Source organism: Intrasporangium mesophilum, from assembly GCF_054783095.1.
Window position 1 is genome coordinate 1 of record NZ_BAAGRF010000008.1, and the last position, 11,416, is coordinate 11,416.

Annotated in this window: 11 protein-coding genes; 8 read left to right on the plus strand and 3 right to left on the minus strand. The window is 69.4% G+C overall.

Going from position 1 to position 11,416, the window contains the following annotated elements:
• Together ACYVLP_RS07335 and ACYVLP_RS07340 are read right to left on the minus strand one after the other, a co-directional pair.
• Positions 1-295, minus strand: a 295-nt coding sequence (locus ACYVLP_RS07335) for a hypothetical protein (RefSeq protein WP_460626686.1), incomplete at its 3' end; no start/stop codon positions are given.
• Between the two features lie 558 nt (positions 296-853).
• Positions 854-1,828 (minus strand): hypothetical protein, encoded by a 975-nt coding sequence (locus tag ACYVLP_RS07340; RefSeq protein WP_460626687.1) that lies wholly within the window; start codon positions 1,826-1,828, stop codon positions 854-856.
• Positions 1,829-1,984: 156 nt separating this feature from the next.
• Between ACYVLP_RS07340 and ACYVLP_RS07345 the strand changes: the two genes are divergently transcribed.
• The 6 genes from ACYVLP_RS07345 to ACYVLP_RS07370 all read left to right on the plus strand — a co-directional run bounded on the left by ACYVLP_RS07345 (position 1,985) and on the right by ACYVLP_RS07370 (position 8,510).
• The gene (locus ACYVLP_RS07345; RefSeq protein WP_460626688.1) at positions 1,985-3,289 is read left to right on the plus strand and encodes an MFS transporter; all 1,305 of its coding nucleotides are present in this window, start codon (positions 1,985-1,987) and stop codon (positions 3,287-3,289) included.
• Positions 3,290-3,390: 101 nt separating this feature from the next.
• Positions 3,391-3,801, plus strand: coding sequence for a TOBE domain-containing protein (locus tag ACYVLP_RS07350; RefSeq protein ID WP_460626689.1), 411 nt, complete (start codon positions 3,391-3,393; stop codon positions 3,799-3,801).
• 34 nt (positions 3,802-3,835) lie between these two features.
• The gene (gene modA, locus ACYVLP_RS07355; RefSeq protein ID WP_460626690.1) at positions 3,836-4,657 is read left to right on the plus strand and encodes a molybdate ABC transporter substrate-binding protein; all 822 of its coding nucleotides are present in this window, start codon (positions 3,836-3,838) and stop codon (positions 4,655-4,657) included.
• A gap of 64 nt (positions 4,658-4,721) precedes the next feature.
• Complete coding sequence (locus tag ACYVLP_RS07360; protein WP_460626691.1) at positions 4,722-5,582, plus strand: ABC transporter permease; 861 nt, start codon at positions 4,722-4,724, stop codon at positions 5,580-5,582.
• On the plus strand, positions 5,555-6,796 hold the full coding sequence (locus tag ACYVLP_RS07365; RefSeq protein WP_460626692.1) for an ABC transporter ATP-binding protein: 1,242 nt from the start codon (positions 5,555-5,557) through the stop codon (positions 6,794-6,796). Before ACYVLP_RS07360 ends, ACYVLP_RS07365 begins: the two co-directional genes overlap by 28 nt.
• A gap of 169 nt (positions 6,797-6,965) precedes the next feature.
• Positions 6,966-8,510, plus strand: a complete 1,545-nt coding sequence (locus tag ACYVLP_RS07370; protein WP_460626693.1) for an ATP-binding protein — start codon at positions 6,966-6,968, stop codon at positions 8,508-8,510.
• 106 nt (positions 8,511-8,616) lie between these two features.
• Here the strand turns inward: ACYVLP_RS07370 and ACYVLP_RS07375 are convergent, their stop codons facing one another.
• Positions 8,617-9,399, minus strand: coding sequence for a hypothetical protein (locus tag ACYVLP_RS07375; protein ID WP_460626694.1), 783 nt, complete (start codon positions 9,397-9,399; stop codon positions 8,617-8,619).
• Positions 9,400-9,768: 369 nt separating this feature from the next.
• Here ACYVLP_RS07375 and ACYVLP_RS07380 point away from each other — a divergent pair, with 369 nt between their 5' ends.
• Positions 9,769-10,128, plus strand: coding sequence for a hypothetical protein (locus tag ACYVLP_RS07380; protein ID WP_460626695.1), 360 nt, complete (start codon positions 9,769-9,771; stop codon positions 10,126-10,128).
• A 545-nt stretch (positions 10,129-10,673) separates the two neighbouring features.
• A complete protein-coding gene (locus ACYVLP_RS07385; RefSeq protein WP_460626696.1) occupies positions 10,674-11,096 on the plus strand; it encodes a hypothetical protein in 423 nt (140 codons plus the stop codon).
• Positions 11,097-11,416 lie beyond the last annotated feature (320 nt).

The following is an 11,416-nucleotide window of genomic DNA, read 5'->3' on the forward strand; positions in this document are numbered from 1 at the left end:
TCGCGGTCGGGCTGTTCGCGGTCGGGGTGCTCGCGGTCGGGCTGTTCGCGGTCGGGCTGTTCGCGGTCGGGGTGCTCGCGGTCTGGGTGCTCGCGGTGGTCGTGGTGCCGAGCGACCGCGCGACCAGCTCGGGGCAGTGGCGCCGACGGCAGGCGTCCATGAGCGCGGCCAGGGTCTGGTCCGCCCAGGCGATGACCGGCCGGGGATCCGGGGTCGAGGCGGGTGTCCGGTGCGTCGTCAGCATGAACTCGATCGGCGCCCACAGGCGCGTCACGGTGTCGATCGTGTACGGCATCTGCCTCCTTCCCTCCAGATCTATTAGAACACATGTTCGAACAGAGTGCAACGCGGCCAGGGTGGAATTCGCCTGCAGCACAGCGCATTTCGCGTTATCCACAGGCCATTTCCAGGGCCGGCGGACGAAGCTGGTTGGGACGGGGCGCTCACTCGACCCTGGCTAGGTCCGCCGAGTGACGGGGCGCTCACTCGACGGAAGGCCGGGGTGTGGGACACGTCGGGAGGGTCCTGGTCGAGTGAGCACGCCGTCCCACGAGCCCAGCATCGTGCGGCACGAGCAACGAGCGGCGTGACACGAGTGACGGGGCGCTCACTCGACCTTGCCAAATGCCCGCCGAGGGACGGGGCGCTCACTCGACCTTGCCAGATGCCCGGAGAGGGACGGGGCGCCCACTCGACCTGGCTAGGTCCGCCGAGGGACGGGGGCGCTCACTCGACCTTGGCACATGCTCACTGAGGGATGGGGCGCTGGGCGAGGCTGACGGCAAACGGGACTGGCTCCGCGATCCCCGGCGACGGCCGAGCGCGCTCAGCGCCTGTCGCCCCTTGGGGCGACTCACCAGCCCGGGGTGTGCACGGCACACAGATGCGGCTTGGGCCGCACCGGGCGGCCGGCAACCGTGCGGGCGATGTGCCGCAGCCGGCGGCGCAGGATCAGCCCGGCGACGAGCAGCCAGCCGGCCAGTGCCCACGCCCGGGGCCCGGGTGGCTGGGCCGGGGCGGGTGGGTACCCACCCGCGACAAGCCCAGCGGCCTGTTCGAAGTGGTTGAGCTCGTTGGGGTACAGCGACTGGTCGACGACGTATGCCGTGGGGAGCAGAGTGATGCCGCCGAGCGCCGTCGCGACGGCCCACTGGTCGCTGTGGCGGGCCTCATGCCGGGCGAGCGCCGTCGTCTGGTCGTCGTTGAGGTTCGGCCGCGGGGGTGTGACGAACACGTCGCCGATGGTGCTGCCGGCGGTGGTCCGCGACGCCGGGATGAAGCTCATGGTGAGCGATGGATGGCGGATGTCGCACATGGTCCTGCCCTGCCAGTGGCCGAAGGCCATGGCCAGCCCGCCGGCCGGGGCGTCGAGGGCGGCGTGGAGCGGGGCGGGCAGTGTGCCGCCGGCCGGCTGCCGGACGTCCTCGAACGAGGTGCCGGCAGACATCGAGGTCACGGGGCACTTCGGGATGGCCACCTCGTCCTGGGCGACGCGGACCGCGCCGCCCGCCAGGGTCAGGAGGGCAACGGCCACAGACACGGCCACCCAGACCTTATGGGCGCGCCGGCACATGCTGCACGCCTGCGCCTTGCGACGCCGCGCTTGCCGAAAGGGTGGCGCCATCGCAACCAGGCCGAACAGGCCGAAGGCAAGCCCGGCGAGCAGCACGAGCGCGCCCGTGGCCACCGATCGTGCGCGCCGTCGGTCCGGGGCGTCCGGACGGCGTGGGTTCGTTGGACTGGGGGTCTCGAGGGTCTCGAGGGTGTCGAGCGCGTCGAGGGTGCGGGAGGGCGCTTCGGCCTCCAGCACCAGGGTGCGTGGGGCCATAAGCCCGTTCCTCCTGAGCACACTGTCGGTGATCCGCGATCTCGCGGCGTCGTTACCATTCCGTTACCCATGACGATCTGGGCCCAAACATGCGAGTTCGCGGGTCGGTCAGGAATCGAGAAGCCCAGGACTCACGAAGCACCTAGCGTGGCGCGTATGGACAAGCCCAGCCGTATGCCGGGACCACGGGCCCTCGAGCGTCTCGTCCCCGCGGCATACCAGCCGGTGCTGGCGAACCGCACCTACCGGCGGCTCGCGCTGGGCTTCGCGGTCTCCTACTTCGGCGACGGGATGAGCTTCGTCGTCGTGGCGTGGCTCGCCATCCAGCTCGCGCCCGCCGCGACGGCGGGGCTCTGGGTCGCTGGTGCGGTCGCGGCATACACGCTCCCGGGCGTGGTCGGAGCGCTCGTCCTGGGACGCCGCCTGCGGCGGGAGCCGGCCAAGCGGCTGCTGCTTGCCGACACGGCCGTGCGCGGAGTGTTCCTCGCCGCGATCCCGCTCGCCTGGCTGGCCGGGGCGCTGACGCCACCGCTGTATGTCGTCCTGCTCGCGCTGTCGTCGCTGCTGCACGCGTGGGGCAGCGCCGGGCAGTACACGCTGCTCGCCGAGATACTGCCCGAGGCGCAGCGGCTCCCCGGGAACACGCTCGTCAGCTCGCTCAACTTCGCCGCGACGATCGCCGGGCCCGCGGTCGCGGGCGTGCTCGTGACGTTCGTCAGCCCCGCCCTCGTGATCGGCCTCGACGCCCTGACCTACGTCTTCCTCGCTGTCGTGGTCCTCACCACGAACCTGCCCGACGGGCAGCATGTGACGCCGGTTGACGGGCCGGCCGCGCGCGGCGGGCTCGCGGTGCTCAGGTCGTACCCAGTGCTGATCGGGCTGCTCCTGCTCACGTGGTTCTTCAACTTCTTCTACGGGCCCGTCGAGGTCGCACTGCCGCTCCACGTGTCCGACGACCTCGACGCCCCGGCGACTCTCCTCGGCCTCTACTGGATGCTGTTCGGCATCGGTGCGGTCGTCGGCGGCCTCACGGTCGGCGCGCTCCGACGGCTGCCGATCTGGCCGGTCACCATCGCGATCGTGGTCGGCTGGGGGATCATGCTGCTGCCCTTCGGGCTCGACGCCCCGCCGGCCGTGTCCGTGACGAGCTTCGCGCTCGGGGGGCTCATCTACGGTCCGTTCGTCGCCCTGTCGGTGACGCTGGTCCAGGGCGCCTCGCCTCCTCAGTACCTCGCCGCCGTTCTGGCGGCCCGAAGTGCGGTCCTGCTCACCGCCTCGCCGCTCGGGACCGCGCTCGGAGGTCCGTTGACGACCGCTTTCGGCCCGCGAGCGACGCTCGTCGGATCCGGGCTGGTCACCGTGGCCCTTGGGCTCGTTGCCGCCGCGCTGTTGCTCGCGCGACGTCGCCGTGGCGGGGTCGCTCTCAGGGGCTCGCGGCGGGCCGCCGAGGCGCCGCTCTGACGGGCGCCGTATGCCGCGTCTGCTGCTTGTTGATCTCGGTTCGGTGGCAGATGCGGCTGCTCTGGTGCGCAGAGGCCGATTCTGCGGCTAGAGTCGCGTCCGTGCCACTGTTTCGGATCAAGGAAGCCGCGTCCCTCCTCGGGGTCAGTGACGACACCCTGCGCCGCTGGGCCGACGACGGTCGGGTCGAGACGAGTACGGACGACTCAGGCCGGCTCGTGATCGAGGGGGCCGAGCTGGCGCGGTTCGCGGAGGAGGCCGCACACGCGGCCATCTCGGTGCCGATGGGCCCGGTCGTCGCCGCGTCCGTGCGCAACCGGTTCACCGGGCTGGTCACTCATGTCGTGCGCGACACCGTCATGGCCAAAGTCGACATTCAGGCGGGCCCGCACCGGTTCGTGTCGCTGCTGAGCCGCGAGGCGGCCGACGAGCTCGGCCTCGAGCCGGGCGTCCTGGCCGTCGCGGCCGTGAAGGCAACGAACGTCTCGGTCGAGCTGCCGAGCGCCCGCTGATCTCGCGCCGGCGAGACCTGAGCAAGGAGAACTGATGCGTGCTAACCCATTCGCGTGGAGCGCTGCGGCCCTGGTCGTCGTGGCCCTCTCGGGGTGCGGATCGACCAGCGACAACCAGGATCCTGGCGCGGGCTCCACCGGCGTCGGCTCGACGGCGTCCCAAGGCGCGACGTCGGACGCCATGTCAGGCGACATCACGGTGTTCGCGGCTGCCTCGCTGACGGGGTCCTTCACAGAGCTGGGCAAGCAGTTCGAGGCGGCCCACCCGGGCACCACAGTGACGTTCAGCTTCGCCGCGAGCTCCGCGCTCGCGCAGCAGATCAACTCGGGTGCGCCGGCCGACGTGTTCGCCTCGGCGAGCCAGAAGAACATGGACCAGGTCGTGTCGGCCGGGGGCGCGTCGGACGCGAAGGTCTTCGCCAAGAACGTCATGGAGGTCGCGACGCCCCCGAACAACCCGGCCGGCGTCATGTCCGTCAACGATCTCGCGAAGTCGTCGGTCAAGACCGCGCTCTGCCAGCCGCAGGTGCCGTGCGGCTCGGTCGCCGAGAAGGTGTTCTCCAACGCGAAGCTCACCGTCAAGCCGGTCACGCTCGAGCCTGATGTGAAGTCGGTGCTGAGCAAGGTGCAGCTCGGCGAGGTGGATGCCGGGGTCGTCTATGTCACCGATGTCATGGCCGCCGGCGACAAGGTCAAGAGCGTTGAGATCCCCGCAGACGTCAACGCCTCGACCAGCTATCCGATCGCGGCTCTGACCAAGAGTGGAAACGCTTCAGTCGCAGCGGCATTCGTTGACTTCGTGCTATCGCCGGCCGGGCAGGGTGTGCTGTCCGAGGCCGGCTTCCAAGGGCCATGATCGGCCCGTGGCGGGCCCGTGTGCTGGGTCCGGTGGTGGGGGTCTGATGGTGGGAGGTCCGGCCATGAGCGTTCCGGCATCGTCGACGCGGCTGAGTCCGCGCGAACGCGAACGCCGGGGCACCAAAGGGGGGGCCTCGCGATCAGTGCCGGCGCCATTGCTGGCGCCGGCACTGATCGCGGTCGTGTTCCTGATCCTGCCCCTGGTCGGGCTGATCCTGCGGGCGCCGTGGGGCGACCTGTGGTCGATCCTGCGCGGCTCGGCGGCGTCGCAGGCGCTGCAGCTGTCGTTGTGGACAGCGACCGTGGCGACGGCGGTGTCGCTGCTCATCGGGGTGCCACTGGCCTGGATCCTGGCGCGGACGGACTTTCCGGGCCTTCGGCTGCTTCGTGCACTGGTCACGCTCCCGCTGGTTCTTCCGCCGGTCGTCGGGGGCGTGGCGCTGCTGCTGGCTTTCGGCCGCAACGGGTTCGTCGGGCGCTACCTCGACCAGTGGTTCGGGATCACCATCCCGTTCACCTCGACCGCGGTCGTCATGGCCGAGACGTTCGTAGCCATGCCGTTCCTCATCGTTACGGTCGAGGGGGCCTTGCGCTCCGCCAACCAAGGCTTCGAGGAGGCTGCCGCGACGCTCGGCGCGTCGAGGATGACGGTCTTCCGGCGGGTCACGGTCCCGCTCGTGGCGCCGTCGCTCGGGGCCGGCGCGGTGCTGTGCTGGGCGCGGGCGCTCGGGGAGTTCGGGGCGACGATCACGTTCGCGGGGAGCTATCCGGGCCGCACCCAGACCATGCCGATCGAGGTGTACTACGCCCTCGAGTCAGATCCGGATGCCGCGATCGTGCTCAGCCTGGTGCTTCTGCTGGTGTCCGTGATCGTGCTGGTTACGCTGCGTGACAAATGGCTGCGAGGCGGAACGACCCAGTGACGGCAACCGACGCGAGGCGACGCGCTTCGGCGGCCTCTGCGTCGTCGGCGGCCTCTGCGTCGTCGGCGGCTTCGGCGGCGTCGGCGGCTTCGGCGGCGTCGGACGTCGGCGCGTCCGCTCCGGGCGCCGTCGGTGGTCGCGGGCTCGAGGTCGACGCGGAGGTCCGCCGGGGGGACTTCACCCTGCGCGTGGCGCTCACGGCCGCACCCGGGGAGGTCCTCGGCATACTCGGGCCGAACGGCTCCGGCAAGTCCACCCTGCTCAACGCGGTGGCGGGGCTGATTCCTGTGTCCGGGGGCCAGATCCGGCTGGACGGGCGCGTCATCGACGACGCTGCGAGCGGCGCCTTTGCGGAGGCCGCCGACCGCCCCGTCGGGTTCGTCTTCCAGAACTACCGGCTCTTCCCGCACCTGAGCGTGCTCGACAACGTCGCGTTCGGCCCCCGCGCGCGCGGGGTGAGCCGGCACGAGGCTCGAGCGACTGCGCAGCAGTGGCTGGCGCGGCTCGGGATCGCCGAGTTCGCGCCACGTCGGCCGTCGGACCTCTCAGGTGGGCAGGCGCAGCGGGTCGCGCTCGCGAGGGCGCTCGCCGGGGACCCGGCTCTGCTGCTGCTCGACGAGCCGCTGGCGGCGCTCGACGCGCGCACCCGGCTCGACGTCCAGACCGAGCTGAACCGCCACCTCTCCGAGTTCCCGGGACCGTGCCTGCTCGTCACTCACGACCCGCTCGAGGCGCTCGTGCTCGCGAGCCGTCTGCTCGTCCTCGAGGACGGCCGGATCGTGCAGGAAGGCACGCCCGCGCAGGTCGCGCGGCGCCCGGCCACCGAGTACGTCGCCAAGCTCGTCGGCCTCAACCTGTATGCCGGCGAGGTGGACGGTCCCGCTGTGCGGCTGACGGCTGGAGGCACGTTCGTCGTGCCCGACCACGGGCAGCACGGGCAGGTCCTGGTCGCACTGCGCCCGTCGGGGGTGCTCGTCAGCACCGAACGCCCTCACACCAGTGCCCGGAACAGCTGGCCCGCAACGATCGTCGGGCTCACGCTGCTGACCGACCGCGTGCGGGTCGACCTCGACGGCGAGCCTGCGGCGATCGTCGACGTGACTCCGGCCGCGGTGGCCGAGCTCGGCCTGCAGGCTGGGCTCGAGGTGTGGCTCACGACGAAGGCGACCGACCTCGAGGTCTACAGCCAGCACGACGGTGGCGGACAGCGCTGACGTCGCGGGCGGCATACGGTCACGGACGGCATACGGTCACGGACGGCGCTGAGGTCGCGGACGGCATACGGGCACGGCACGACGTCTTCCGCGAGTGCTCCGGAACGGCTCTCGGACGTGCTCGCGCGCCAATAGAGTGCGAATGGCCTTCGAGGACGGGGTGGTGAGCATGTCGGATGTGACTCTGGGCGTGACGGGTTCGACACCTGAGAGCGCGGGGATGTCCGCTGCGGAGGTCGCGGAGGAGTTCCAGCGGACGCGCGGGCAGCTGGAAGGCCTGGTGGCCGCGCTGGCCAGCTCGGTCGACGGGCGCCAGTTCACGTTCCACGCCTCCCTGCAGGACCTGCAGCTTCAGACTGGCGGGTACGTCGTGCTCGAGGATGCCGGGAGCCGTCGGCTCGGGCAGGTGTTGACGCTGCAGTCGGACTACGCGAGCGCCAGCGACCTCGGCCTCGAGGCGCTCCGGGGTGGGGTGCGGATCAGGTTCGCACGCGGCGAAGGCGTCGTTCTCGACGGGCCGGTCGTGCCGTTCCACGACGCGCGGGTCCGTCCGGCGGAGCCCGCGGAGGTGCAGGAGTGGCTGGCCCGCACCCAGCCTGACCGGTCGGCCCTGCCGATCGGGGAGCTGCTGCTGGCGCCCGGGGTGTCGGCGACGCTCGACTCTGGCGGCTTCAACCGGCATACCTTCATGTGCGGTCAGTCGGGGTCCGGAAAGACCTACTCGCTGGGGCTCGTGCTCGAGCGACTTCTGCTCGACACCAGCCTCCGCATGGTCATCCTCGACCCCAACTCCGACTACGTCCGTCTCGGTGAGACCCGCGACGGCGCGGACGCTGAGCTGGCCGAGTCGTATGCCGCTGCCGCTGGGGACGTGGCCGTGTGGACGAACGACAAGAGCGCGCCACACCCTTTGGGCCTTCAGTTCATCGATGTCGACCCGGCCGCGCAGGCGGCGGTGTTCGGGCTGGACCCGATTCATGACCGGGAGGAGTATGCCGCGTTGGCCGCAATTCTCGCGGTCAGCGAGAAAGGCCGTCCGATCATCACGGGCCTCGATGCTTTGGTGAGCTCCGAGAATCCTGACATTCGCCGGCTCGGGCTGCGAGCAGCGAACCTCGGCGTTCTCAACTGGTCCATCTGGAGCGGCGGGCAGAGCAGGTCGCTCGTCGACGAGCTGGCGAACCCGGCGGCTCGCTGTCTTGTCGTCGACCTCGGTTCGCTCAACAGCCACCACGAGCAACGGCTCATTGCCGAGACGGTGCTGGGGACTTTGTGGCGCCACCGAGCGAAGCGCGAGCCGTGCCTGGTCGTCATCGACGAGGCGCACAACGTGTGTCCGGCGCAGCCCACTGATCCGGTGACGGCGATGGCGACGAACTACGCGACGCTGATCGCCGCGGAGGGGCGAAAGTTCGGGTTGTACCTGCTGACCTCTACGCAGCGGCCGCAGAAGGTGCATGACGAGGTTCTTTCGCAGTGCGACAACCTGCTTCTCATGCGAATGAACTCCGAGGCCGACCTCGTGCACCTGCGCGAGGTGTTCTCCTTCGTTCCGGAAGGGCTGATCCAGCGGGCGACGAGCTTCCGGCAAGGCGAGAGCCTCGTCGCCGGGAAGTTCGCTTCACACCCGACACTCGTGCGGTTTGGTCAGCGGCTGTCGCAAGAAGGCGGCGCCGATGTGCCTACTTCGTGGGCGGCCAGCCAACGCTCGTAAACCGAGCACGGCGGGTGCTGGGCGGGTCCTGGGGCGGGTGCCCGGCAGGGCTGGGCGCCGTCCCCGGTGCCGCCGGGGTCTCAGCGGCACCGAGGACGCCGCTTGATCAGGGTGTGGCGCCGTCGAGTGCAGCCTTGGCCCCAGCCTTGGCTGCTGCCTCGATCTGCGCGACCGTGATGTCCGGCTGGGCCACCAGGGCCCGGAGAGCCTCATTGAGGGCGGCGACCTCGGCGAGGGCCTTTTCGGCGGTGTGCACCGCTTTGCCGGCCTTGACGTTGGCGTTGACGAGCCACGACTGAGCCGTGAACTTCGTGCCGTCAGTCGGCGACTGCATCTGGAACTCCCAGATTTCCTTCGGGGTTGGCATGTCTTCCTCCTCGATTCGTTTGATCTCGCCCTCAGCCCAGGTGATGCCTTCCTCCCAGGTGCGGCGAACGCGTGGTTTGCGATGCGGGTCGCGGCCACCTTTGCCCTCTGCGCCAAGACCGTTGAAACCGGCGGCCTGGGCGTCGACCTGGTAGCGCGCGGGGTCGTTGTGCTCGCACTTGTTGAGCACGCCATGCGTGTGGGTGGTGTCGAACGCCGGGCCTTTGAGCCTGATCCAGGTCGCCGGTGCTCCCATTTCCCGGGCAACGGCGACGTGCTCGGGCTGGGTCTGCAAGATGTCGAACGTGCCGCCCCAGCGATGGGTGCAGGCGGACGCCGGGGCGTTGCCGGTGAGCTGCAGGATGTCGATGTTCGACTTGATAAGGCCGCGGGCGAGCAGCAGCCTCTCGTAGACGGGGAGCCACTTGGCGAGGCAGGTGCACGCAGTCTCCCCTCTGAATGTCGTGAACCCCTCCTTGTTGGGGGTGGCCCTCGGGAAGCCGGGGCAATCGTCGTTTGCCATATGGCGCCTCCTCGTTGATCGTGTGTCAGTGACCGGGCACGGATGGTGCCCGTCTGACCGACGGCGCCACGTCGCTGCTGATACACCGTGGCTGCCGGGTGGCCGACGAGAGGACCTGCTTTGCTGCAAATGCGCTCGGACGACCACCCGAGCGTGAACCCGAATTGCCGTTTTGGAGATCTAGCGGCAGGGCCGCCGCAGACTGAAGGTGTGAGTGAATGGGCAGCTTCGGCGGGTCCTGGAGAGATGGAAGTGAGCCGAGGGACTCCCGGAGGCCTTCGCGTGCGGGGCTTCCCGGGTTGGACCCATCTTTCTGTGGGGGTGGCGTTCCTCGGCTGGGAGGTCCTCACAACGGTGCAGCGTTGGGGCGTGGACTCCGTCGATGGCTGGTGGGGCGGGTTCGGCGATCTCATGATCATGGTAATGATCGGGGTGCTGCTGGTGTTCGGCCTGCCTGCCGCCGCGGTCGAGGTCTGGGCCCTGACTCGTCCGAGGCAGCTCCGTTGGGTGGCACGCACGATCGTGGTGGTCTTCGTCGTTGTTGCCGGCTGGCTGCCGTTGCTCCCGCTGGGCTTGCGTTTTTTCGCCGACCAAAGCCCGGTGCGGTTGCAGTATGTGACCCTGGCCGTGGCTTGCTACTCGATCGTGATGGTGGTCCAGGCATTCGGAGCATTCGCGGCGTGCCAATGGTGGGCGGCGAGGAAGGAGAAGCGGCTCCAACCAACCTGACGGAGAGGCATGGGCGAGTAGTCAACTGGCTCGACCGGGACGAGTGCGGTCGCGACCCTCGCGGTAGGCATCGACCTCAGGATGGTCTAGCTGCCGCTGTCGCTTGCCTGATCCGTGCCCGATCCAAGGCGCCTGATCCAACGTGCCCGATCGACCTGATCCTGACATTCCGTGGCTCGGGCGGGGCCGCTCTCCTTGATCTCCGCGCTCGTACATGGGTGGCCAGTGTCGCGACGATCACGTGGACACGGCACGGTCCCAGTGCCCGGAGAAGAGCGGCATACCCGGCGTTTCTGACGTTTCTGACTCATCAGGCAAGGCTGCTGAGCCACGGATTTCACCGTTACCCTGCACCTTCCTCGCACCCTGCCTAGCCTGGAAGGTGGGCACTTAGGTCGGCGGCACCGCCCCCCAGTGTCGTGGTAGTTGCCGGAGCGTCGGGGACACCGTGCAGGTGGTCGGTCCGGCCTCGCTCCGAGTCCTCCCTGATGGGGTTCGGCCCGGGGCCAGTTGTCAACACTGCGTTCCTTCAATCAGGAGCCATCATGCGTAGGAGCATTACCGCCCTCGCCTGCGCACTCGCCGCGGTCTTCGCAGTCGCGACGCCTGCTTGGGCAGGGAGCCCGCACTTCATCAACTCCGCCACCGTCGTGACGGTCAGTAACAGCACGCTGACTGTCGCAGGAAAGGAAGCTGGACTCGGTGACGAGTCGCAGGTCCATGTGGTTCTCACGGCGACGGCGTTGTGCATCAACGGCGGCGGACACCACCCGAAGGCCGTCAACAAGACGTCGGTCGGGGCCGCAGCCGACTTCCCGGTCCAGAACGGCAAGGCCAACTTCTCGTTGAGCGTTACAGCGACCTTCCAACCGTCCTGCAGCCCGCCGATGACGGTGGCCTTCACCGACATCAGCCTGACCGACACGACCAACGGCATCAGCCTCAACGTTCCCGGCACTTTCCCGTGAGCGGACTGGCGCTGAGGTGACCATTCACGCTGGCCCGGGCGATCCGCCCGGGCCAGCTTCATGCGCCCCTCGTGCGGTCACATCTCCTCGCGGCCTCACGGCGCACGACCGTGTGGATATCGGCGAAGCGCCGCGCAAACAATGACCCCCAGCCAGGACACCCCGAACCCGCACAGCCCGGAATCCGCAGTACCCACCGTTGGTCGGGCTGGGGTGGGAGTGGACGGCCCCGAAACTGTTGCAGATTCGCACCCCTTCCAGAGTGCCCGGGTGTTGAAGGCGTGTGCTTGGGGTGTCGGGTGGCGCCGCGTGCTGCCTGT

Bases quoted from the DNA above. Each gene is read 5' to 3' on its own strand.
- ACYVLP_RS07340 (WP_460626687.1), bottom strand. From the start codon at position 1,828: ATGGCCCCACGCACCCTGGTGCTGGAGGCCGAAGCGCCCTCCCGCACC.
- ACYVLP_RS07345 (WP_460626688.1), top strand. From the start codon at position 1,985: ATGGACAAGCCCAGCCGTATGCCGGGACCACGGGCCCTCGAGCGTCTC.
- modA (WP_460626690.1), top strand. From the start codon at position 3,836: ATGCGTGCTAACCCATTCGCGTGGAGCGCTGCGGCCCTGGTCGTCGTG.
- ACYVLP_RS07360 (WP_460626691.1), top strand. From the start codon at position 4,722: ATGAGCGTTCCGGCATCGTCGACGCGGCTGAGTCCGCGCGAACGCGAA.
- ACYVLP_RS07365 (WP_460626692.1), top strand. From the start codon at position 5,555: ATGGCTGCGAGGCGGAACGACCCAGTGACGGCAACCGACGCGAGGCGA.
- ACYVLP_RS07370 (WP_460626693.1), top strand. From the start codon at position 6,966: ATGTCGGATGTGACTCTGGGCGTGACGGGTTCGACACCTGAGAGCGCG.
- ACYVLP_RS07375 (WP_460626694.1), bottom strand. From the start codon at position 9,399: ATGGCAAACGACGATTGCCCCGGCTTCCCGAGGGCCACCCCCAACAAG.
- ACYVLP_RS07385 (WP_460626696.1), top strand. From the start codon at position 10,674: ATGCGTAGGAGCATTACCGCCCTCGCCTGCGCACTCGCCGCGGTCTTC.